The sequence below is a fragment of the Ensifer sp. NM-2 genome, from assembly GCF_003024455.1.
Lineage (GTDB): Bacteria > Pseudomonadota > Alphaproteobacteria > Rhizobiales > Rhizobiaceae > Ensifer > Ensifer canadensis.
In genome coordinates, this window is the sequence record NZ_PVZR01000004.1 from 229,804 (window position 1) to 253,681 (window position 23,878).

General features: G+C 62.5%; 17 protein-coding genes. 14 read left to right on the forward strand and 3 right to left on the reverse strand.

Annotated elements, in window-relative coordinates; all coding sequences use genetic code 11:
- Both C6558_RS10560 and C6558_RS10565 read right to left on the reverse strand, forming a co-directional pair.
- A complete protein-coding gene (locus C6558_RS10560) occupies positions 1-5,451 on the reverse strand; it encodes an alpha-2-macroglobulin family protein (RefSeq protein WP_107027264.1) in 5,451 nt (1,816 codons plus the stop codon).
- A gap of 156 nt (positions 5,452-5,607) precedes the next feature.
- A complete protein-coding gene (locus C6558_RS10565; protein ID WP_025428611.1) occupies positions 5,608-6,273 on the reverse strand; it encodes a GntR family transcriptional regulator in 666 nt (221 codons plus the stop codon).
- Between the two features lie 282 nt (positions 6,274-6,555).
- Between C6558_RS10565 and C6558_RS10570 the strand changes: the two genes are divergently transcribed.
- Positions 6,556-7,587, forward strand: a complete 1,032-nt coding sequence (locus C6558_RS10570; protein ID WP_057218117.1) for a proline racemase family protein — start codon at positions 6,556-6,558, stop codon at positions 7,585-7,587.
- Positions 7,588-7,600: 13 nt separating this feature from the next.
- On the opposite strand, the gene C6558_RS10575 is transcribed toward C6558_RS10570, so the two are convergent.
- Positions 7,601-8,221: a helix-turn-helix domain-containing protein gene (locus tag C6558_RS10575; RefSeq protein WP_082555520.1), complete on the reverse strand. Its 621-nt coding sequence runs from the start codon at positions 8,219-8,221 to the stop codon at positions 7,601-7,603.
- 230 nt (positions 8,222-8,451) lie between these two features.
- On the opposite strand from C6558_RS10575, the gene C6558_RS10580 reads away from it, so the two are divergent.
- The 13 genes from C6558_RS10580 (at position 8,452) to C6558_RS10640 (ending at position 23,862) form a co-directional block, all read left to right on the forward strand.
- The gene (locus C6558_RS10580; RefSeq protein ID WP_025428614.1) at positions 8,452-10,029 is read left to right on the forward strand and encodes an ABC transporter substrate-binding protein; all 1,578 of its coding nucleotides are present in this window, start codon (positions 8,452-8,454) and stop codon (positions 10,027-10,029) included.
- 65 nt (positions 10,030-10,094) lie between these two features.
- A complete protein-coding gene (locus C6558_RS10585; protein ID WP_025428615.1) occupies positions 10,095-11,036 on the forward strand; it encodes an ABC transporter permease in 942 nt (313 codons plus the stop codon).
- Positions 11,033-11,902, forward strand: coding sequence for an ABC transporter permease (locus tag C6558_RS10590; protein ID WP_107027220.1), 870 nt, complete (start codon positions 11,033-11,035; stop codon positions 11,900-11,902). The genes C6558_RS10585 and C6558_RS10590 overlap by 4 nt, the downstream gene beginning before the upstream one ends.
- 1 nt (position 11,903) lies before the next feature.
- Positions 11,904-12,917 carry an ABC transporter ATP-binding protein gene (locus C6558_RS10595; protein WP_025428617.1) on the forward strand — a complete coding sequence of 338 codons (1,014 nt, stop codon included), beginning with the start codon at positions 11,904-11,906 and terminating at the stop codon, positions 12,915-12,917.
- Positions 12,914-13,927: an ABC transporter ATP-binding protein gene (locus tag C6558_RS10600; RefSeq protein WP_082523801.1), complete on the forward strand. Its 1,014-nt coding sequence runs from the start codon at positions 12,914-12,916 to the stop codon at positions 13,925-13,927. Before C6558_RS10595 ends, C6558_RS10600 begins: the two co-directional genes overlap by 4 nt.
- A 28-nt stretch (positions 13,928-13,955) precedes the next feature.
- On the forward strand, positions 13,956-15,758 hold the full coding sequence (locus C6558_RS10605; protein WP_025428619.1) for an aminopeptidase P family protein: 1,803 nt from the start codon (positions 13,956-13,958) through the stop codon (positions 15,756-15,758).
- Between the two features lie 226 nt (positions 15,759-15,984).
- Positions 15,985-16,716: a DeoR family transcriptional regulator gene (locus C6558_RS10610; RefSeq protein ID WP_038577837.1), complete on the forward strand. Its 732-nt coding sequence runs from the start codon at positions 15,985-15,987 to the stop codon at positions 16,714-16,716.
- Positions 16,717-16,894: 178 nt separating this feature from the next.
- A complete protein-coding gene (deoC, locus tag C6558_RS10615; protein WP_025428620.1) occupies positions 16,895-17,908 on the forward strand; it encodes a deoxyribose-phosphate aldolase in 1,014 nt (337 codons plus the stop codon).
- 5 nt (positions 17,909-17,913) lie between these two features.
- Positions 17,914-20,298, forward strand: a complete 2,385-nt coding sequence (locus C6558_RS10620) for an aldehyde dehydrogenase family protein (protein ID WP_107027221.1) — start codon at positions 17,914-17,916, stop codon at positions 20,296-20,298.
- 154 nt (positions 20,299-20,452) lie between these two features.
- Positions 20,453-20,908, forward strand: coding sequence for an RbsD/FucU family protein (locus tag C6558_RS10625; RefSeq protein ID WP_025428622.1), 456 nt, complete (start codon positions 20,453-20,455; stop codon positions 20,906-20,908).
- Positions 20,909-21,029: 121 nt separating this feature from the next.
- Complete coding sequence (gene rbsK, locus C6558_RS10630; protein WP_025428623.1) at positions 21,030-21,962, forward strand: ribokinase; 933 nt, start codon at positions 21,030-21,032, stop codon at positions 21,960-21,962.
- On the forward strand, positions 21,959-22,837 hold the full coding sequence (locus C6558_RS10635) for a carbohydrate ABC transporter permease (protein ID WP_057218111.1): 879 nt from the start codon (positions 21,959-21,961) through the stop codon (positions 22,835-22,837). Before rbsK ends, C6558_RS10635 begins: the two co-directional genes overlap by 4 nt.
- Complete coding sequence (locus tag C6558_RS10640; RefSeq protein WP_025428625.1) at positions 22,834-23,862, forward strand: carbohydrate ABC transporter permease; 1,029 nt, start codon at positions 22,834-22,836, stop codon at positions 23,860-23,862. Before C6558_RS10635 ends, C6558_RS10640 begins: the two co-directional genes overlap by 4 nt.
- Positions 23,863-23,878 lie beyond the last annotated feature (16 nt).

The following is a 23,878-nucleotide window of genomic DNA, read 5'->3' on the forward strand; positions in this document are numbered from 1 at the left end:
CTATTGGGCTGCCAGAACCTCCATACGCCCTGTCGCGGTGCGCGCCGAGAACTGCGGCCGGTACATGTCTTCGACGCTTGCGGCAGGATGATCGTAGACACCGGGGTTCACCGCGCGGACGACATAGGCGAGCGTCAGCTCGCGGCTATCGCCGGTAGCGCGGTCGAAGGCGGCGACGAAGCGATCGTTGCGGAACTCGGTATGCGTCGCGGTAATCTCGCCGAGCCATTCGAAGTTCGTCAGCTGGGCGCTGTCGACCAGGCTCGGGTTATCGATCTGGAAACCGGCCGGCAAAAGGTCCGAAACAAGCACGCGGGACGGCCAATCGTTGGTTTCGGTGACCTTCAGCACCACGACATAGCGCTCGTTCTGCCTGGCCTGGCTGACATTAGCTTCGGCACCATCGAGTGTGTAATAAGTGCGCTCGATGGCAAAGCCGTCACCGCCGGCCGACAGTGGCTGAGCCGGGGCGGCAACCGTGGTGACCACGGCGGAGACGGCGTCCGCCCCCTCGTTCTTGATCACCACCGGATGAGACAGAAGCGCATCGCCGGGCATCCGCGCGGCGTAGCCGCCGGTCTTCGACGCGCCATTGACGTCAAGCAGCATGTCCTCGTCGCCGCCCTGAACGGCACGGGCGGCAAGCAGCATCCAGGCCTGTTCCTGCGTGCTGGTATATTTCTTCTGCTCCCATTGCCGTGCCACGATCTTCGACAGTTCCGGAATGATCGGCGGAACCGGACGGCTTTCGGCGGCCAGAGCCAGGACGGCCGCGTCGTCGCGCAGCGAAGAACCGTAGTCGGAACGCGACAGGCCGACATTGACGAGGCCGGTCGACATGTTGGCCGAGGACGCAAAGATTTCCTTTGACCGCTGGGCATCGCCGTAGAGCGCCAGCGCCGCTGCGACCTGAGCCTTGGCCAATGGCGTCGGGAAATCATTGATCAGCGTGTTGGCGTAATAGCGGATGTCGTTGACGGCGGCCTTGCGGTTGCGTGCGAGCACATAGAGCGCATAGGCGATCTCGTTGCCGCGATCCTTGGCATTGGTGTCATAGCCGAGGCCGTTCTGCAGGTTTTCCAGTGCCTGCACCATCGCTGCCTCAGGCACGTCGTACTTCTGTTCACGTGCGCGTGTCAGGAAGTCGGTGACATAGGCGTCGAGCCAGAGGTCCCCATAGCCCGGCCCCCACAGGCCGAAGCTGCCGGACGACGACTGGTTGGAGAGCACGCGGTAGATCGCTTCCTGCACCCGCTTGGTCACTTCGCCGTCATCGGGAAGGCCGGACTGCTTCGCCAATTCACTCATATAGAGAAGCGGCAGCGCCCGGCTCGTCGTCTGCTCGGTGCAGCCATAGGGGTAGCGGTCGAGCGCCATCAGGATGGCGGGAATGTCGAAGGCCGCAGACCGGGTGACGCTCAGCGAAACCGACGCGCCCTGGAGCACGCTGTCTGCCAGCAACTGGCCGTCGATCGTCAGGCTGCTGCCCGCCGCAAGGTTGACCACCTGTCGCTGCGTGACCGGCAGTGTGGCCGGGCGCACCGGAATGTTGAGCGCCTGCTCGAGCGAAAGTCCGGAGGCGCCGGTGAGCTGGACAGTAACGAGCCCGTCGCCTGTGTGTTGGCCGACCAGCGGCAGCGTCAGAACCGATTTGCCGCCCTGTTCGAGGCGTACCGTTTCGCTGGCGCCGGTCTGTTCCACCGTCACCGGTCCGTTGGTGGTCAGTTGTACTTGGTAGTCACCGGCCGGAGCGTCGGTGTTGGCGATGTCGAGCCGCAGTTCGGCGCGGTCTCCCGGCGCAAGGAAGCGCGGCAGGCTCGCCGTCACGACGATCGGGTCGCGGATGACGACGTCGCGGACAGCATGGCCGACGCCGGACTTCGTCCAGGCGACGCTCATGATCCGCGCCGTGCCGTTGAACTGCGGAATATCGAAGCTGACGGTCGCCTTGCCATCGGCGTCGAGCTTCACCGGACCTTCGAAGAACGCCACCAGCTTTTCGGTGGGCGGGCTTCCCTGCAGCGCGACCTGGCCGCCGTCGCCGCCGGTGCGCAATTTGCCGGTCGCCCCAAGCGAGCCATCGATCAAGCGACCGTAGAGATCGCGCATTTCAAGACCAAGCTGGCGCTGGCCGAAATACCAGGCGGCAGGATCCGGAGCTTCATAGCGGGTCAGGTTCAGGATGCCGACGTCGACCGCGGCAATCGTGACATAGGCTTCTTCGTTGGCGCCGGCCCCTGCCACCTGCAGGCTGATATCGAGCGGCTTGCGCGGTTCGGTCTTTTCGGGCGCTTCGATGGCCACGGCAAGCTTGCGCTCAGCCGGATCAACGGTCAGCCATTTGATGCCAATCGCGCGCATAGGCATGCGGCTTTCCTGTGCATCACCAGGCCGATAGAGTGTCGCGGTGACATAGGCGCCGGCCCCCCAATCGGCGGTGACGGGCAAATCGATCTCGCCACCCTCGGCGACAATCGTCGCGCTCTTTGTCGTGATCAGGCCTTCCGTGCCGACGGTTACCAGCAGTTCACCGGCAAAACGCGGTGAAACCTTGAGCTTGGCGGTTTCGCCGACGGCGTAGTTTTCCTTGTCGAGCGCGATTTCGAGGCCATCGGGCGTTTCGGTCGATGTCGATGCGACATACCAGCCGGCATCGAATTCGACGCTCGATGTCGGTCCGTCGAGGGCCGCCGTCTCGACTTCGAGACGGTAGCGGCCCCAGCCGACGGGCACGGCGATCTCGCCTCCATCGGCGGTCACGTCGAGCGTGCCGTTCGCAACCTGCTTGGTGGTGACCACCGGCTCGTATTTCCAGGCGGTTCCGTCTCGGTACCATTGATAGTTGCGCTCGACGCTGATCAACTTCCAGAGCGCACCCGGCATGGCGGCCCTGGCACCGTCGGGGTCGATGGCGATCACGCGGAACTTGCCGACGGAGTTTTCCTGAAGGTCGCCCGAAAACTCGGGTTTGATGCCGATCATCGCGCCTTCCGGCTTTACCGGCAGCGTCAAGGATCCTTCGACGGCGCGACCGCCGGCCTCGCGCATCCGCACGGTGACATTGGCGTTGAGCAGTTGCGTCGTCGACGGCACTTCGCTCAAAGCCACGTCGAAGGTCGACTTGCCGTCGTCATCGAGAGCCGTCAGGTCCTCAAGCGGCAGACGCGTGTCCTCGCTCGCCTCTTCGTCGGCAAGGCCGAAGAAATATCCCTTGAAGGCAGCACTTTCGCGCGTCGGCTTCAGAACCACTTCGCCCTCAAGCTCGAGGCCGGCGGCCGGTGCGCCATAGAGATAGCGTCCATCGACCACGACTTGTACCGGTTCGCCGACAGCGATCTCCTTTGCTTCGCTCGTCAGATCGAACTCCGTGCGGTCCGGCACGAAATCGTCGACTAGAAACTGCTTCTCGCCGATCGGCGAGGCCTTGGGATCAGTGAAGATCTGCATCGTCCAGGTGCCACGCATGGCGTTTTCCTGAACATCGAGATCGAGCGTGTGGCCGCCGAGCTTGCCGCCGTCGCTGATCATCCTGCGGTATTCGACGCCGTCAGGGCGCAGGAACACGAAGGTGAGCGGCAGATTCTCGATGGCCTCGCCATTAACGTCTCGGGCAAGTGCTGACGCGTGCACCGTTTCGCCGACGCGGTAGATGCCGCGCTCCGTCCAGGCGAGGACGTCGATGGCGCCGGGCGCCGCACGGCCGGTGACCCCACGATCCGACAGGTCGAATCCCGCCCTCGTCATGTCGAGGAAAACGAAGTCGTCTTCGCCGCTCTTGGCTGTGATTACGGCCGGGGTCAGGGCGGAGGTGCCGCGGATGAGACCAGCGGTGAAGGTGGCGCGGCCGTCGCCATCCGTCGTTGCCGTGCCGAGGATTTCGTTGTTCTTGGCGACAAGCTGCAGCTCGACACCTTCGATCGGCTTTGCGGTTGCGAGCGATCGGGCAAAGACGTTCAGGCCGTCGGTGCCGGCATAGGTCGACACGCCGATGTCGGAGACGACGAACCATTGGGTAGCGCGGGCGTCCCAATCCTGGCTGAGGCCGGTTTCGGATGCTGCGGTCAGCACGTAGACGCCGGCTTTGCGCTTCGGCAATGCTTCATCGACCGGGAAGCTGGTGACCACTTCCTTGTTGAGGACGCTGTCGATGGCGATCGAACCTTCCCAGACCAGTTCTCCGCTTTCGTCTTGAATGCGCTGGGCGCTGTAGCCGTCGATTTGCGTCAGGAACTGCGAGTTCTGCAGCACCTGCGCCAGGCTGCGATCGCCGATGCGGTAGAGCTTGAGCTTGGCGCTGTCGGTGTTGACGGAAACCAGCGGAATGCCGCGGCGCGCGGTCGAGGGCAGCACGAAGCTGTCGCCGGTAAAGCGCACGACCTGGCCGCGATCCTTGACGTAGACCTCAAGAGTGACCGGCGCCTCAAGCACTTCATCGACCGACGAGGGCAGGCCGGTGCGCAGCGTCAGCTTGTAACGCTGGCCATGCGACAGACCCTCAACGCAGATCTGGTCGCCCTTGGCTTCCACTGCTTTCGGGGCAGCGCCGTCTAGTGTGACGAAGGAGGCATAGTCGGCGCCGCTCTTTAGTAGCTGCTCCGAAAACTGCACGCAGGCGCGCGGCGAGGCGCTATCGGCATCAACGGTGTTTTCGATGACGCGGAAGCGCTTGCGTTCCTTCAGGTCGAGGTAGGCGGTCTCGACCGTTTTTGATTGCACCAGTTCGAGGCTGGCCTTGTAGGCATTGAGGGCGCCGCGGAAATTCTCGGCATTTTCCAGCGCCTTGGCGAGAACGGCCAGCGCATGGGCGCGGCTTTCTGCGGTCCGCGTCAGCTGATAGCCGTTGATCGCCGCAAGGGCGGCTTGCGTCGCGACATCGGTATTGCCGGTGACGCGATTTGCCGTGCGCGCCGTTTCAAGCCACAGCTCGCTGTCATCAGGGGTGATCGCAAGCGCGCCCTGGAACGCCTTCAATGCACCGTCGATAATGCCCGATTCCGCCTGCGCGCGCGCCGTTTCGATCAGGTTGTTGACACCGAAGCCCTGCTGATCGTCGGCAAGTGAAAGGTTCGCCTTGGCGTCGCGCGCGTCCTGAAGGATCTGGTCGGAGAGAAACGAGAGTCGCGGCGGCGCGCCGAGGTCCGGCTGCACGGCCTGCGCCTGGACGATCTTGCCGGCGATGGCGCCGGGGAAGTCGTTCAACTGATTGAAGTCGGACTTCAGGAAGCACCATTTCACCTTGGGATTGTAGGTGAATGCGCGGCAGGATTGGTCCGCGATGCAGGCGGTCTCGCACTGATCCAGCGAGACATTCTGTTCGGTTCGCAGATCGAAGCCGAAATAGTCACCATCCTGGGTGATCTCGACCTGGCGGCCGGTCTCAGCCGAAAAAGCCGGACATCCGGCGGCCAAAACAGAAACAAGAAGAGCGGAAAGGCCGAAAAACGCGCGCACAGACATAAGTCCTCCCAACGCAGCCGGTCTCGATAGGGCTTCACTTTTTCAAGGTTCCTGATGCCTTGTCAACCACGGACGTTCAAGAGTTGGACGACAATTTACGCGAGAGCGAGCAACATGTCCTAGTGAGGCGGCGCCACTGCGAATGGGCGCCTATCTTCTCTGCTCCTTCAGGAAAACGACGAGCGAACGGCCGGCGTCGAGGATGTGATCCCGGGTGAGCGACGATGCCAGATCGGCGTCACCTTTGGCGCAGGCATTGAGGATCGCCTCATGCTCGCGCGCTGCGCGCTTCATGCCATCCGTCAGCGTCAGCTGCGCGCGCAGATAACGATCGATGCGGTCGAGCGAGGCGCGCACGATCTGCAGGTAGTAAGGCCGCCGCGCGGCCTCATAGAGGCTGTAGTGGAAGTTCCGGTTGGTTTCGCCCCACTTCGCCGAATCGGATTCCTTGCCGAACTCGTCGCAATGCCTGCGGGCGAGTTCGAGCGTCCTTCGATCCATATTGGGCACGGCAAGCCGGATCACCTCCGCCTCCAGCAGAGCGCGAAATTCGAAGATCTCTTCGATCTCTTCGATCGAAAGGCCGGCAACGACAGCGCCTTTGTAGCGTTGCGTTGTGATCAACCCGTGCTGTTCAAGGCGCGAAAGCGCTTCGCGCACGGGGATGCGGCTGGTGTTGAACATCTGGGCGATCTGGTCCTGCCGCAGGTTCTCCCCCTCGGCAAGCGCACCCTCGATGATCGCCTTGCGCAATGCCTCGTAGACGATATCGGCTGCGGAAGCGGCTTGCCTGACATCAACGGCATCGAGTTTCATCGCGTCTAAACCCCGGCGGCTTTGTGTCCCTGACAGTGCGGAAACTGCTGTGGTTCTGGTCATAGGTCCATTCTCTTGGTCGGGCAACAGAGGTCGCGGCTTTGCGCAAAAAATCGTATATTTCAGATTGTATATTGGATCCAATCTTTCTATGACTGGTCCCACGTCGGCTGCGGCGGCCGTTTGGTCACCGAAAAGAGAGCCAGTCTCCCGAGTGTCGGCGTACAGATATCAAGGCATGGCATGTGGATGCGGTCCGCATGCATCGCGTGGAGGCGAAAGATGCGCAGCAGCAAGGTCATTCATATTGTTTCCTGCCACGCCGAGGGTGAAGTCGGCGATGTCATCGTCGGCGGCGTTGCGCCACCGCCGGGCAAGACGCTGTGGGAGCAGCGACGCTTCATCGCCGAGGATCAGACCTTGCGCAATTTTGTGCTCAACGAACCGCGTGGCGGTGTTTTCCGCCACATCAACCTGCTGGTGCCGCCAAAGGATCCACGCGCGACTATGGGCTTCATCATCATGGAGCCTGAAGACACGCCGCCGATGTCCGGGTCCAACTCGATCTGCGTTTCGACCGTCCTGCTCGACAGCGGCATCGTGCCGATGCAGGAGCCGGAGACGAGAATGGTGCTGGAGGCGCCCGGCGGGCTCGTCGATGTCGTTGCCACCTGCCGCAACGGCAAGGCCGAGCGCATCACCGTCACCAACGTCCCGTCCTTTGCCGGCAAACTCGATGCCAAGATCGAGGTGGAAGGGCTCGGCACACTCACCGTCGACACCGCCTATGGCGGCGACAGCTTCGTCATCACCGATGCTCGTACATTCGGCTTCTCCGTGACGCCGGATGAAGCGCGCGAGCTTGCCGAGACCGGCATCAAGATCACGCGCGCAGCCAATGAGCAGCTCGGCTTCGCGCATCCGGAAAACCCGGAATGGGCACATATCTCGTTCTGCCAGCTGACGCTGCCGGTGGAAGAGCGCGATGGCGTCCTGCACGGACGCAACACAGTGGTGATCCAGCCGGCAAAGCTCGACCGGTCGCCGACCGGCACCGGCTGCTCCGCGCGGATGGCGGTGCTTCACGCGCGCGGGCAGATCAAGGTTGGCCAGCGTTTTGTCGGCCACTCGATCATCGATTCGACGTTCGATTGCCGCATCGTCGGCGAAACGACGGTTGGCGGGCGCCCAGCGATCGTTCCGGAAATTTCCGGTCGCGCCTGGGTCACCGGCACACATCAGGTGATGCTCGATCCGGCCGACCCGTGGCCATCAGGCTATCGGCTCGCGGATACCTGGCCGCGCAAACAATAGGCCCCCGAGCGGGTTATTCCTCGGCAATGATGCGCGTGGTGCCGACCCAGAGTTCACGAGCCGGCCCTGCGCCGATGTTGCGGGCGCGGTGCGGTAGCGACGAGGGGAAGTGCAGGGTGTCGCCCGCTTTCAGGACATATTCCTTGCCGTCGATCTCGTAGAGCATTTCGCCTTCAATCAGATAGAGGAAATCCTCGCCCTCGTGGCTGGTCAGCTCGGAAGCGTAGCCGGCCGGCATGTGGGTGATGCAGCCGTTGAGTTGGGCGCCGGGAAAGCCGCGCTCGAGCAGTTCATAGACACGCTCCTTCGTCTCGACATTGTAACCGCGGCGTTCGCCGGCGTGAGACACAATGGAATGGGCGTGCTGCGGCGGCTGCGACAGGAACGTATCGACGCTGGTGCCGAGCGCATTGGCGACATTGTAGAGCGAGATCAGCGAGGGGGTTGAAATACCTCTTTCGATCTGGCTGATGAAGCCCTCCGTGAGGCCGGCTTCACGCGCGACCTGCTTCATCGTCTTGCCGATTTCCTTGCGGCGGGCGCGCAGCATCTGGCCGATCGTTGCGGCCACAGGCATGTCGGTGAGGGGGGCGCCGGCGTCTGCCGCTGGCGCCTCATCGGTATCGAGAGGCATGATTTTCTTTCCGCTTGACTCGCGTCTATTGTTGTACTTTAGTCCAGCTAAAGTCGGTTATGCAAGCTGATCAACTCGGCTTAGTACCGCTTTAAAAAGGGGAACAACAAGAATGCCTTCGCTGCAATCCGGACGCAAAGGAAAACGTTCGGAAAAATTGGATCCAATATCCAATTGGTGTGAGGCGTCGTGCAGGCGCTAGCCGGTCGATCAAACAGGAGGAGTGAGAGATGAAACGTTTGTTGCCGATCTTACTGGGTGCCGCCCTTGGGCTGGCCGCGGCCACGTCTGCGCTCGCCATCGAACGTGGCGGTGCGATGACCTTTGCGCGTTATGACGATTCCACGGTCATCGATCCTGTTTATGCCGATCGCAACCCGGACCTCTGGATGGTCACCGGCCTATACGAAACGCTGCTGCGCAACGGCCCGGACGGTTCGATCGTTCCAGGGTTGGCCGAGGGCTATGACGTTGCTGCCGACGGGCTTTCGATCAAGCTCAAGCTGCGCGACGGACTGAAATTCTCCGACGGGTCGGCCCTGACCGGCGCCGACGTGGTGTTTTCCCTTGACCGGGCCCGCAATCCCGAGCTTGGCCCTTGGGCGGGTCTGCTTGGCGCCGTCGACAAAGTCTCCGCCGATGGCAATCAGGTAACGCTGGCGCTCAAGAACCCGGACCCGACCATCGTCTCTATCCTCGCAACCTTCAACACCGGCATCATGCCGCAAGCGGCCTTCGAGAAGGCGGCCGGCGCCAACGATCAGGAAAAGGCGCGTGCCTTCTTCGAGGCCGGCCCGGTCACATCGGGCCCATTCACGATGAAGAGCCGCGTGCAGGGCTCAAGCATGACCTTCGCACGCAATCCCAACTACTGGCGGCCCGGCACGGATGGGCAGCCGCTGCCCTATCTCGATCAGGTCGATTTCGTCATCATCCCAGACGATGCCACCCGCATCCTTAAGCTTCAGGCCGGTGAAGTTGATGCCGCGGAGTTCATTCCTTTCGCTCGCGTTGGCGAACTCAGCGCTGATCCGGCTCTGAAGATGGAGCTCTTTCCCTCGACCCGCATCGTCTACGCACCGATCAATACGCGCGAGACACGCAAGGACGGCTCCAAGAACCCGCTTGCTGATGTAAAAGTGCGGCAGGCGCTGAACTACGCCACCGACAAGAACGTGCTGATCAAGCTCGTCACTTTCGATACCGGCAAACCGATGACGTCGTTGATGTCGGCCGCCACCCAGCTCCATTATGGGCCTGAGCCGCTCTACCCCTACAATCCAGACAAGGCCAAGCAACTGCTTGACGAAGCCGGTCTCGGCGGCGGCTTCGAGGTGAAGTTTACGACGCTTGCCGGCAGCGCCGACGACGCGACCTTGTTCACCGCGCTGCAGCAGATGTGGTCGCCGCTCGGCGTTAATCTCAAGGTCGAACAGGTCGACAATCCGACCCGCGGTGAGAAGAACCGCTCCGGCGACTTCGACATCCACACCTATGGCTGGGCAAACGACGTCAACGACCCGGCGCAGGTGACCGGCTGGCTCGGCTACTACAAGCAGCGCCAGGCCGTGGGCACGGGCTGGAACAATCAGGAGTTCAACACGCTGTTCGAAGCGTCCAACATCGAGGTCGATCCGGCCAAGCGCAAGGACGAGTACAAGCAGATGCAGGAAGTCTATGCAGAGGGCGCGCCGCTGCTCTTCCTGTTCGAGACCCCTTTTGCCGTTGCCGTCTCGAAGTCGATCGAGGGCTACGTGCAGACGCCGCTCGGTGCGAACGACTTCTCCGAGGCCTGGCGGGCCAAGTGACGACAGCCTGAATTCATGATGTTGGGCGGCGAGAGCTGCCCGGCATCGCTTACAAGGTTCAATCCATGCCCTCGTTATCCTATCTTCTGGCGCGGTTGCTGCAGATCATCCCGACCTTTCTTCTGGTGATGATCTTCATCTTCCTGCTCGTCCGGCTGCTGCCGGGCGACCCGGCCATCGCCATGGCCGAAGCCAAGGCAACGGACGCGCAACTTGAGCAGATCCGCCACAATCTCGGCCTCGATCAGCCGCTGCCGATCCAGTTTCTCGTCTTCGTCAAGAACACGCTGACCGGCGATCTCGGGCGTTCGATCATGCTGAAGGCGCCCGTGACCGAGATCATCCTCGCGCGCCTGCCGACCACGGTCTTCCTGGCGCTCTATTCCGTTCTGCTGGCGATCTGTCTCGCAGGGCCGCTGGCGTTCCTTGCCGCGTCGCGGGTCAACGGTCCCGTCGATGTTGCAATCCGCAGCGTCTTCCAGGTCGGGCTGTCCATGCCGGTCTTCTACATCGGCCTCGTGCTGTTGACGGTCCTCGCAGCCCAGCTGCGCTGGTTTCCGGTCGGCGGCTACGGAACGGGCTTTCTCGACAATCTTCATCACCTGATCCTGCCGGCGCTCAGCGTCGCGCTTTACACCTCGGCCATCATTCTTCGCAATCTCAGGGCCTCGCTGATCGAGGTGCTCGATGCCGACTACGTGCAGTTCGCCCGCGCCAAGGGGCTTTCGCGGCGCATCGTCATGACCCGGCATGTGCTGCGCAACGCACTGGTCTCCACCGTGACGCTGCTCGGCCTTTCCATCGGCAACCTGATGAGCGGAACGCTGGTCACCGAGACCGTCTTTGCCGTTCCGGGCGTCGGCCGGCTGATGCTGGAGGCGATCTTCGCGCGTGACTATCCGCTGATCCAGGGGCTCACACTCACCTTCGCCGTGCTGGTTTCCGTCGTCTTCTTGCTGACGGACATCGTGCAATCCTGGCTCGATCCGAGGCTTCGTCAGTCATGAGTATCGTCGTGCAATCTCCCATCCGTAAGGCGGGTCGCGTGCGCGCCTTCCTCGGCCGGGCCTTCTTACGACCGTCCTTCGTCATCGGCTTTGCGATCCTCGCGCTGTCGATCGCGCTGGCGCTGTTCCCTGGGATGTTCGCGCCCTACGATCCGCTTGCCTTCGACCTGAGTGCAATCCAGCAGGGGCCGAGCCTCGCCCATCCCTTCGGCACCGACAATTTCGGGCGCGACGTGCTCTCGCGCGTCATCTGGGCCTATCGCGTCGACATGCAGATGGCCTTCTTCGCCACGATCTTCGCACTTCTGATCGGCATGACGATCGGAGCTTTCGTCGGCTATTACGGTGGCATCGCCGACACCATCTTCGGCCGCTGCGTCGATGCGATCATCACCTTTCCCTTCCTCGTTCTGGTCATCGCCATCGTCGCGGTGCTCGGGCCTGGCCTCGTCAACATGTATGTGGCGATCACCGCGGTGAACTGGGTGTACTACGCCCGTCTCACGCGGGCCGAGATCATGGCGCAAAAGGCCAATGATTATGCCGCGGCCGGCCGCGTGCTCGGTTATTCCGACCGACGCATCATCTTCCGGCATCTGCTTCCCAACGCGATCTCGCCGATCATCGTCTACTGGATGACCGATATGGCGCTCGCCATCCTGCTCGGCTCTTCGCTCGGCTATCTCGGCCTGGGCGCACAGCCACCGGCGGCCGAATGGGGCGTGTTGATCGCCGAAGGCCGCAACTTCCTGCTGACAGCCTGGTGGATGAGCCTGATGCCGGGCATCGCCATCGTGCTCACCGGCCTCGGCTTCAGCCTCGTCGGCGACGCGCTGGCCGATCTGCTTCGACCGAAAGGGCGCTGACATGAACCAACTCGAGAAAGAAACGGTTCTGGACGTCCGGCATCTGCGCACGGAATTCGGCCTGCCAGAGCGCCCTCTTGTTGCCGTCGACGATGTTTCGTTTCAGGTGCGGGCGGGGGAGATCCTTGGGCTTGTCGGCGAATCCGGCTCGGGCAAGAGCATCACCTTGCGCTCGATCCTCGGCATCGTGCGGCCACGCGGCCGCGTCGGCGGCGAAATCCTCTGGAAGGGCCGGGATCTGGTGCCGCTCGACGAGGGCGCGCTCAGACGGGTGCGTGGACGCGAGATCGCGATGATCTTTCAGGAGCCGATGTCGTCACTGAACCCGTTGTTGACCGTCGGTTTGCAGATATCGGAAAACCTTGCCGCCCATACCGATCTGGATGGGAAAGCCAGAAAGGCGCGCGCGATCGAACTGCTCGACATGGTCGGCATTCCCGCGGCGCGCAACAGGCTCGGCGATTACCCGCACGAGTTTTCCGGCGGTATGCGGCAACGGGTGATGATCGCCATCGCCCTTGCGTCCAACCCGAAGCTGCTGCTGGCCGATGAGCCGACGACGGCGCTGGACGTGACCATCCAGGATCAGATCCTACGGCTCATTCAGGCGCTCAGCCGCGACCTCGGCATGGCCGTGATCCTCGTCACCCACGACATGGGCGTGGTGGCGGAGACCTGCGATCGTGTAGCGGTGATGTATGGCGGCCGTCTTTGCGAGACAGGACCGACGGCTGATGTCATCGGCGACGCCCGGCATCCCTATTCCCTGGGACTTCTGCGCTCTATCCCGCGCGATGTCGCACCACGCACGCCGCTCTATTCCATCCCCGGAGCACCGCCGTCACTCAACGCCTTGCCGGCCGGTTGCGCGTTTACGGCACGCTGTCCCGTGGCCGGGCCGGAATGCCGGGATGTTCGCCCGAGCCTCGAAGCGATCGGACGGCTGCGCCAGGTCGCCTGCCACCACCGCGAGGAAGCCCTCGTTCATTTCAGCGCACGGGAGGCGGCGCAATGAGCCAATCGATGCAAGAAGCGGCCACGCCGCTACTTTCCATCCGCGACCTTTTCATGCGGTTCGAGAAGCGTCGCTCGCTGTCGGATACGCTTGCCGGTCGGCCGCGGCAGGTCGTCTCAGCGCTCAACGGCGTCGATCTCGACGTGATGCCGGCCGAAACGCTGGGGATCGTCGGCGAGTCCGGTTGCGGCAAGTCGACGCTTGCGCGCTGTATCGCCGGTCTTCACCGGCCGACATCGGGCGATATCCGTTTCGAAGGCGAGAGTGTCATCGACCTCAAGGGCGCCAGGCGACGCGGCTACAACAAGCGCGTCCAGATGATGTTCCAGGATCCCTATACCTCGCTCAATCCGCGCATGACCGTGCGCGATACTCTGCGCGAGGCGATCACTGTCCATCGCATGCGCGAGGGCGCCGGCGTCGACCGCCGTGTCGACGAACTGCTCGACCTTGTGCGGCTGCCTGATGGCGCAGCCGACAAGTATCCGCACGAGTTTTCCGGCGGCCAGCGCCAACGCATCGGCATCGCGCGGGCACTCTCGCTGGAGCCGACCTGCCTTGTTGCCGATGAGCTCGTCTCCGCGCTCGACGTGTCCGTTCAGGCGCAGGTCGTCAATCTGCTGCTGGAACTGCAGGACAATCTGGGGCTGACGGTGCTCTTTGTTGCCCATGACCTCAGGCTGGTGCGCCATGTCTCCCATCGCGTGGCGGTGATCTATCTCGGCGCCATCGTCGAGATCGGGCCGTCGGAGGCGCTGTTTTCCAAGCCGATGCACCCGTACTCGCAAGCCCTGCTGGCCGCGGCCCCGTCGCTCGACCCGACGGAGCGGCGCAGGGCGCCAGCCCTGTCGGGTGAGTTGCCGAGCCCGCTCGACATTCCGCCCGGCTGCCCCTTCCACGTCCGCTGCCCGCACGCAACCGAGCTTTGCCGCCGGGAAAAGCCGGCACTGCGGCCGGTCGGCAACGGCATGACCGCCTGTCACTTCGCCGAAACGATCGGCGGCGCGTGAAGACAAATATTCAATAGGGAAAGACCACATGACATCGAAAGACAGGCTGGAGGCTTCCGGCCGGATCGAGGCCCTGCGCCGCAAACTCGACGAGCAGGGGCTGGACGGCTACGTCGTCCCGCGGTTCGACGAACATCAGGGCGAGTATTGTGCGCCCCATGACAACAGGCTCGCTTTTGTCACCGGCTTCACCGGTTCTGCCGGCGTTGCGATCGTCATGCGCGACCGCGCGGCAATCTTCGTCGACGGTCGCTATCAGGTGCAGGTTCGCCAAGAGATTGATGCCGACAGCTTCGCCATCGAGCATTTCTACGACGCACCGCTCAAGGACTGGCTGCGGAAGAACCTGCGCAAGGGCGAACGCGTCGGCTTCAATTCGATGCTGCTGCCGTCGACCTGGGACATGGATTGCGGCCAATCGGTTGTCGCCGCTGGCGCCGAGTGGGTCGCCGTAACCGATGATCTCGTCGATGCGATCTGGTCGGACCAGCCCGAACGCCCGCTTGGCAACGTGATGGCCCTGTCGCGCGACTATGCCGGCGAAAGCGTCGCCGACAAGAAGCGCCGCATTGGCCAGATGCTGGCGGAGCAAGGCGCCGACGTGCTGATCGAGGCGCAGCCCGACAACATCGCCTGGTTCCTGAATGTTCGCGGCCGTGACATAGCGTTCAACCCAATGCCGCAATCCTTCATGATCGCCGACAGGGACGGCCGGGTCGAATGGCTCGTCGACCACCGCAAGCTGCCCAATGACCTCTCGGACTTCGAACTCGACGGCGTGACGATGTCCGAGCCGGAGGTGTTGCTCGACCGCGTCCGGACCGCTGCCGCCGGGCGGGTGGCGCTCGTCGATGCCGGCTTTGCCCCATCGGCGGTCGCCCATGCGACGCGCGAGGCTGGCGGCAGCGTGCGCCTTTTGCGCAGCCCGATCACGCTTGCCAAGATGCTGAAGAATCCCGTTGAACTCCAGGGCTTTCGCGATTGCCATCGCCATGATGGTGCTGCGTGGATCAGGTTCTTCGCATGGCTGGAGGCCAATGCGGCCAAGCGCGAGAAGGACGGGCGCCCGGTAACCGAACTGGAGGCGGAGGATCGTATTCTCGCCCTTCGGCAGATGGAGGAGACCTTCGTCGAGCCGAGCTTCCGCTCGATCTCGGCGGCCGCCGGCCATGCCGCCATGTGCCACTATGCGGCCAGCGCCAAGAGCGATGCGCCGATCACCTCGCAAGGCATCTATCTGCTCGATTCAGGTGGGCAGTATTTTACCGGCACGACGGACGCGACGCGCACGACCGCGATCGGAGCTGTCAGCGATGAAGTGCGCCGCACCTATACGGCGGTCCTCAAGGGGCTGATCTCCATGGTCTCGCTCAAATTCCCGAAGGGGACCTACGGCCATCACCTCGACGCCTTCGCGCGCCGGCCGCTTTGGGACCTCGGGCTCGACTATGATCATGGCACCGGTCACGGTGTCGGCCACTTCCTGTCGGTGCACGAGCAGCCGCAGCGTTTCGACCGGCGCGTCAACGAGATCGAATTGCGGCCGGGCATGGTGACGACCATCGAGCCTGGCTATTACAAGGCTGGGGAATACGGCATCCGCATCGAGAACCAGGTGGAAGTGATCGACGACGGCGATGGTTTCATGAGCTTCCGCAGCCTGACGTTGGTGCCGATCGATCTGCGGCTCGCGGATATCAGCCTGCTGAGCGAAACTGAGCGGCAGTGGATCGACACCTACCATTGGCGTGTAGCCAAGACCATGGAAGGGGTGTTCGATCCGGAGACCGCAGCGTGGCTGGCAGCGCGTACCGCGCCGATCGCCAGCTAGCCGAGCGAAAAGCGGCGGCGGGTTTCTTTGATCTACCGCCGTCGGCATTCTCAAAGCGACAATTTTCGACGACGGAGGCTTGCATTGCGGTCTCCGTCGTCTGCTTTTGCCGGGTCGTGTGAAGTTACTTGCCGAATAACGACACTTTGTGATAATTGTCACAAATTGTGTTCGGCCATCTCTGCTGTGATGTTTTGGCTCGAACGACCGGACAGACGGAACGATTATGGCCAGCCGCAAGACAGCCCGCATCATTCAACTCGCCGACGCGCTCTCCGGCCGTCGCGTTCTTCATCTGCGCGATGCCGCTGCCTTGCTCGGGGTTTCCGAGATGACCATCCGGCGGGATGTCGCCGATAATCCCGGGCAATTCACCTTCCTCGGCGGCCACATCGTGCCTGCGGGCGAGATCGATGGCGATATGCCCTATGAGCTGGCGCGCGAGGCCGACAGTCATGCAGCGGCAAAACGCGAGGCCTGTGTCCATGCGGCGCAGCACATTCGTCCGGACGAAACCATCTTTATCGATTGCGGTACGACGCTCGAGTATCTGGTCGATCTCATTCCGGACAATTATTCAATTACTGCAGTCTGTTACTCGTTAAATGTTGCTGACAGGCTGACGCGAAAACCCAATGTCCGCATCGTCATGCTCGGCGGTGTCTATCATCCGGCCTCGGCGTCGTTCTCGGGGAATTCTGGGCTGGAAACGCTCGATTTGCTTGGGATCAATGTCGCCTTTCTCTCGGCCGCAGGCGTGGACCCGGGACGTGGTGCAACCTGCGTGCATTTTCATGAGGTGGCGGTGAAGCAGAAGGTGATCTCGCTCGCGCGCGAAAGCCACCTCGTTGTCGACCTGAGCAAGATCGGCAAGCTGAAGCCCGCATTCTTTGCACCGATGAACGTCTTTCGTTCGGTGATCACCGAGGACGGCGACACGCGCATTCCGGTGATCTGAGACCTCGCCAAAAAATGGCAGCATTTCACCGAAACGCGATAGGTCGCTTGACACGTCGCGTTTCTGGTGGAATGCTAACAAAAATACGATAGAAAAATAACAAAATGAGAATCGCCGCCGACACGGGTAACAGCCGTGCTATCGTGCCGCGATGTCAGGGAGTTCGAGGAGCAATCGCTTGGAAGACCTTGCTGTGAAGAATGTGGCCGCGAAAGCCGTGGCACCTGTGGCCGCTGGCCATAACTGGCCGCGCAACGATGGCATGGAGCTTGATCTCGGCTGGGTTGTCGACCAGCGTGTCAACCTTTCGGCTGCCGAACGACGCGTCTCGACGCTGCCTGGTCGCCGGACGGTGAAGAAGGACGCGCAGGCCGCCTGGCTGCTGAAGGCCGTGACCTGCATCGACCTGACGACGCTCAACGGCGACGACACGACCGAACGCGTCAAGCGGCTCTGTGCCAAGGCGCGCCAGCCGGTTCGCCAGGACATTCTCGATGCGCTTGGCATGGGCAGTCGCGGTATCACCACCGGCGCCGTCTGCGTCTATCATCGTTTCGTTTCGACCGCCGTCGACGCGCTTGAAGGTTCGGGCATTCCGGTTGCCGCCGTCTCCACCGGTTTTCCTGCCGGCCTCATTCCGCATGACGTCAAGCTGCGCGAGATCGAGGCTTCGGTTGCCGATGGCGCCAAGGAAATCGACATCGTCATTACCCGCGAGCATGTGCTGACCGGCAATTGGCAGGCTCTCTATGACGAGATGCGCGACTTCCGCGCCGCCTGCGGCGATGCGCATGTCAAGGCGATCCTGGCGACCGGCGACCTGAAGACGCTGCGCAATGTGGCCCGCGCTTCGCTCGTCTGCATGATGGCGGGCGCCGATTTCATCAAGACCTCCACCGGCAAGGAAGGCGTCAACGCCACCCTTCTGGTGACGCTGGTGATGCTGCGCATGATCCGCGCCTATCAGGAACGCACCGGCATCAAGGTGGGCTACAAGCCGGCCGGCGGCATCTCGGCCGCCAAGGATATCCTCAACTACCAGTTCCTGATGAAGGACGAACTCGGTCGTGAGTGGCTGGAGCCGGACCTTTTCCGCGTCGGCGCATCGAGCCTCCTCGGCGATATCGAACGCCAGCTGGAGCATCACGTGACCGGCGCCTACTCGGCCCTCAACCGACACCCGATTGGATGATCCCGATGACAGTCGCAAGGTATTTTGACGAAATGTCCTATGGTCCCGCACCGGAAGCCGACACCGAAGCTCGCCAGTGGCTGGCGCGCCACAAAGGCGAGTTCGGCCACTTCATCAACGGTGCTTTTGTCGCGTCTTCCTCCGGCAAGGCCTTCGAAACCTTTGAACCCGCAACCGGCGCTCTTCTGGCAAAGGTCGCCCTGGGTAGCGCCAAGGACGTGGACGACGCGGTCGCGGCGGCACGAAAGGCGCAAGGGTCCTGGGCCAAGCTGCCGGGCCATGCACGTGCCCGCCACCTCTATGCCCTTGCCCGCATGATCCAGCGCCATGCGCGGTTGATCGCGGTGGTCGAGGCGATCGACAACGGCAAGCCGATCCGTGAAACGCGCGACATCGACATTCCGCTGGCCGCCCGCCACTTCTACCACCACGCCGGCTGGGCGCAGCTGCAGGAAACCGAGTTTGCCGATCAGGTGCCGGTTGGCGTCGTCGGTCAGGTCATCCCGTGGAATTTTCCGTTCCTGATGCTCGCCTGGAAGGTCGCGCCGGCCCTGGCGCTGGGCAACACGGTCATCCTCAAGCCGGCCGAGTTCACGCCGCTGACGGCCTTGCTTTTCGCGGAACTTGCCGCTGCAGCCGGACTGCCTGCCGGCGTGCTGAACGTCGTGACCGGCGAAGGCGAAACAGGCGCGCTGATCGTCGAGCATGCGGATATCGACAAGATCGCCTTCACCGGCTCGACGGAGGTCGGCCGCCTGATCCGCGAAAAGACGGCTGGTACCGGCAAATCGCTGACGCTTGAGCTCGGCGGCAAGTCGCCTTTCATTGTTTTTGACGACGCTGATATCGATGGCGCCGTTGAAGGTGTGGTAGACGCGATCTGGTTCAACCAGGGCCAGGTCTGCTGTGCCGGTTCCCGACTTCTGGTGCAGGAAGGCGTCGCTCCGTTCTTTTACGAGCGCCTGACGCGGCGCATGCAGACCCTGCGCGTCGGCCATCCGCTCGACAAGGCGATCGATATGGCGGCGATTGTTGCGCCGGTGCAGTTGCAGCGCATCGAGAGCCTGGTCGCCAAGGGCGTCGCCGAAGGCGCGAAGCTTCACCAGCCGAAGATCGAGCTGCCGAAGGGCGGCAGCTTCTATCCGCCGACCTTGCTCACCAACGTGCAGCCGACTTCGATCGTCGCGACCGAGGAAATCTTCGGACCCGTCGCCGTGTCGATGACCTTCCGCACGCCGGAGGAGGCAATCCAGCTCGCCAACCATTCGCGCTACGGCCTGGCCGCAAGCGTTTGGAGCGAAACGATCGGCCTGGCGCTGAACGTCGCAGCCAAGCTTGCGGCCGGCGTCGTCTGGGTCAATGCCACCAATCTCTTTGACGCTGCGGCCGGTTTTGGCGGCAAGCGTGAATCCGGCTTCGGCCGCGAGGGCGGCCGCGAAGGCTGCTACGAATATCTGAAGCCCAAGGCCTGGGTCGGTCGCAAGCTGCGTGCAGCACCGGCAGAACCGGTGTTGAAGCAGGCGTCCGGCGATTTCTCGCTGCCGTCGCTCGATCGCACGGCCAAGCTTTTCATCGGCGGCAAGCAGGCGCGCCCGGATGGCAACTATTCGCGCCCTGTCCTTTCGCCGAAGGGCAAAGTGCTCGGCGAGGTCGGTGAGGGCAACCGCAAGGATATCCGCAACGCCGTCGTTGCGGCGCATGCGGCCTCCGGCTGGGCGTCGGCGACGTCGCATAATCGTGCACAGATCCTCTATTACGTCGCCGAAAACCTGAGCGGCCGGGCGGATGAATTTGCAGACCGTATCGTCGCGATGACCGGCGCCTCGGCAGCCAACGCGAAGGCAGAGGTCGAGGCTTCGATCTCTCGGCTCTTCAGCTACGGCGCCTGGGCCGACAAATACGAGGGCGTGGTCCATCAGCCGCCGCTGCGCGGCGTCGCGCTTGCCATGCCCGAAGCGATCGGTGTCGTCGGTGTCGTCTGCCCGACGGAAGCGCCGCTGCTCGGCTTCATCAGTCTGGTGGCACCGTTGATCGCTACCGGCAACCGCGTCGTTGCGGTTCCAAGCGAACAGCACCCGTTGGCAGCGACGGACTTCTACTCGATCCTCGAGACGTCCGATGTTCCGGCGGGGGTCATCAACATCGTCACGGGCTCGGCGATGGAGCTGGCAAAAACGCTGGCAAGCCACAACGACGTCGACGCGCTCTGGGCCTTCGGCACGCAGGAGCTTTCGACAATGGTCGAAAAGCTCTCGGCAGGGAACCTGAAGCGGACCTTTGTCGACAATGGCAAGGCGACCGACTGGTTCGATCGCTCGGCTGCAGAAGGACAAGCCTATCTGCGCCGCGCCACCGACGTCAAAAACATCTGGATCCCTTACGGCGAGTAAGGGATCCCCATCTCGGGGCGGGGGGAGCCGGCTCGAGAATGCAGCGACTGCAACGTTGCATGGTTAGATTTGGGAGAGCGTGGCGCCGACATGGCGGCACGCAGTTTCACGCCACTCGGGAGCATGCGAGCGGGCGTCTGGAGGAGGGTTGTCTATGCTGAAAAATCTGGACCCGGCGCTCAATGCCGATGTTCTGCACGCGCTTCGTTCCATGGGGCACGGTGATACACTGGTCATCTCCGACACCAATTTCCCATCCGATGCGATCGCCAGGCAGACCACGCTCGGCAAGCTTTTGCGGATCGACAACGTATCTGCTGCACGCGCCGTGAAGGCGGTCCTGTCGGTATTGCCGCTCGACACGCCGTTGCAGCCTTCGGCCGGGCGCATGGAGATCATGGGGGCGCCGACGGAAATTCCCGGCGTGCAACAGGAGGTCCAGGCCGAAATCGACCGCGCCGAGGGCAAGCCTGCGCCGATGTACGGCATCGAACGCTTTGCGTTTTATGAGGAAGCCAAGAAGGCCTATTGCGTCATAACCACCGGCGAGACGCGCTTCTATGGCTGCTTCCTTTTCACCAAGGGCGTCATTCCACCGGAAACGGCCTAGCTGACCATACGTTAGCCTAAGCATCAGCCGCCTGAGCTGATCGTCGTAAGATCTTGAAGTTGTGAAATTTAGCTGGATCTCCGCTTCGTCCTTCGTCGCGGCCTGACCAGGGGAGGCAGGAATGAAGGTTGGTGTTTCGATCCTGGGGATCTTCGTGGCCGATACGGCCTATCTGGCGCGGCGCATGCCCGTTGTCGGCGAAACGATTACCGGCAGCGGCTTTTCGGTCGGGCCGGGTGGCAAGGGGTCGAACCAGGCCGTCGCCGCAGCGCGGGCGGGCAGTCAGGTTTCCTTCATCTCGAAAATCGGGCGCGATACCTTCGGCGAGATGGCGCTTCGTACCTATGCCGAGGCAGGCGTGACACCCAAGATCGTCCAGATGGACGACCTTCCGACCGGTGCGGCCTTCATCTACGTCAACGACCAGAATGGCGAGAACGCGATCATCGTCTATCCCGGTGCGGCCGGGTCGATCGGTATCGACGATGTCGAGGCGGCGCGAGAAACGATCGAAGGATCGCGCATCTTCGTCACGCAGCTGGAGCAGCCTGCGGCTGCCGCCCAGCGAGCGCTCGAAATCGCACATGCGGCAGGTGTCGTCACCGTCTTCAATCCGGCGCCGGCGGAACCCTTCCCGGATGCGATCTACCCGCTTTGCGATTACATCGTGCCGAACGAGACCGAAGCGGCAGCGCTGGTCGGATTTGCTCTTGCCACGGCCGACGATGCGCGGCGGGCAGGTGACGCCCTTCTGAAGAAGGGCGCAAAGTCCGCGTTGATCACTCTCGGCGAACGGGGCGTCCTTCTCCACAGTGAGAGCCAGTCCGTTTTCGTCCCGGCGATGGCAAGCGGCGCGGTTATCGACACGACCGGTGCGGGCGATGCCTTCGTCGGCGGGTTCTCGGCGGCACTGGCGCGGGGATTGGCCCCGGTTGAGGCAGCACGCTTCGGCTGCGCGACGGCCGGAATCTCGGTTACCCGCCGCGGCACAGCACCTGCCATGCCGACCCTTGCGGAGATAGAGGCTCTACTTGGGCGAGGGGCGGCCGCATGACCACGCGCAACGACCCGATCAAGCACTTTTTCATCTGGCCGGCTCTCATCATCGTCCTGGTGATTTCCATCTTTCCGTTGATCTATTCGCTGACCACCAGTTTCATGAGCATGCGTCTGGTGCCGCCGATGCCGGCGCGTTTCGTCGGTTTTGGCAACTATGCGGATCTCTTACAGAACCCACGCTTCTGGCATGTTGCGGGCACGACCACGCTGATCGCGTTCATCTCCGTCGGCCTGCAATATGTGATCGGCCTTTCCGTCGCGCTTGCGCTTAATTCCCGTGTGCCGGGCGAGGGCATCTTTCGCGTCAGCTTTCTATTGCCGATGCTGGTGGCCCCGGTTGCTGTGGCGCTGATCGCCCGTCAGGTTCTCAATCCGACGATGGGTCCGCTCAACGAGTTGATGAGTGCTCTCGGTTTTCCCAATTTGCCGTTCCTGACGCAGACGAGTTGGGCGCTCGGGTCGATTATCGCCGTCGAGGTCTGGCAATGGACGCCTTTTGTCATTCTGATGCTGCTGGCCGGGCTGCAGACGCTGCCCGATGACGTCTACGAGGCCGCGGCGCTGGAGAACGCGACACCCTGGCAACAGTTCCGCGACATCACCTTTCCGATGCTGCTGCCGATCTCTGTTGCTGTCGTCTTCATCCGGCTGATCGAAAGCTACAAGATTATCGACACGGTCTTCGTGATGACGGGCGGCGGGCCTGGAATCTCGACCGAAACGCTGACGCTCTTTGCCTATCAGGAGGGCTTCAAGAAATTCAATCTCGGCTACACCTCGGCGCTGTCGTTTCTGTTCCTGATCGTCATCACGGTGATCGGCCTCGTCTATCTCGCCATCCTCAAGCCGTATCTGGAGAAGCACAAATGAGCGTGCGCACCCTCAAGGGGAAACGGCGTTGGGCCGCGCTCGGCGGTTGCCTCATCTGGCTCGCCATTACTTTCTTCCCGCTCTATTGGGTCCTGATCACGTCGTTCAAGACGCCGATCGCCGTCGTCGGCGGGCCGACCTATCTGCCCTTCGTCGATTTCGAGCCGAGCCTCACGGCCTGGCGCGAACTTCTGTCCGGCCAGCGCGGCCAGTTCTACAACACCTTCCTGGCCTCGACGATCATCGGCCTTTCAGCGTCTATCCTCGCGACAGGCATCGGCGCGATGGCAGCTTATGCGCTGGTGCGCTTTACCTTCCGCTTCCGGCTGGCCTCCGCCCTAATCTTCGTCGTCATCGCCTTCGGCGGCTTCCTGCTCGGTCGCAATGTGCTCGGCTTCGGGCAGGGGATCTCGCTGATCTACGCCTTCATCGCCGCCTTGGCGCTGGCGGTGTTCTCAAGTCGCTTCCGGTTGCCGGGGCCTGAACTCGGCAACAACGACATCGTCTTCTGGTTCGTCAGCCAGCGCATGTTCCCGCCAATCGTTGCCGCCTTCGCGCTCTATCTGATGTACACCGAAATGGGCAAGCTCGGCTTCAAGCTGGTCGATAGCTATATCGGCCTGACCTTCGCCTATGTCGCCTTCTCGCTGCCGATCGTCATCTGGCTGATGCGCGATTTCTTCGAAGCGCTGCCAGTCGAAGTCGAAGAGGCGGCCATGGTCGACAACGTTCCGTCCTGGCGGATTTTCTTCGGCATCGTTCTGCCGATGTCGAAGCCGGGGTTGATCGCGACATTCATGATCACGCTAGCCTTCGTCTGGAACGAGTTCCTGTTCGCGCTGTTCCTGACCAATTCGAGATGGCAGACGCTGCCGATCCTCGTGGCTGGTCAGAACAGCCAGCGCGGCGACGAGTGGTGGGCAATCTCCGCCGCCGCGCTGGTGGCGATCATTCCGATGATGGTCATGGCCGGGCTGTTGAGCCGGCTCATGCGCTCCGGTCTGCTGCTGGGGGCGATCAAATAACGACCTGTTTTTCGGC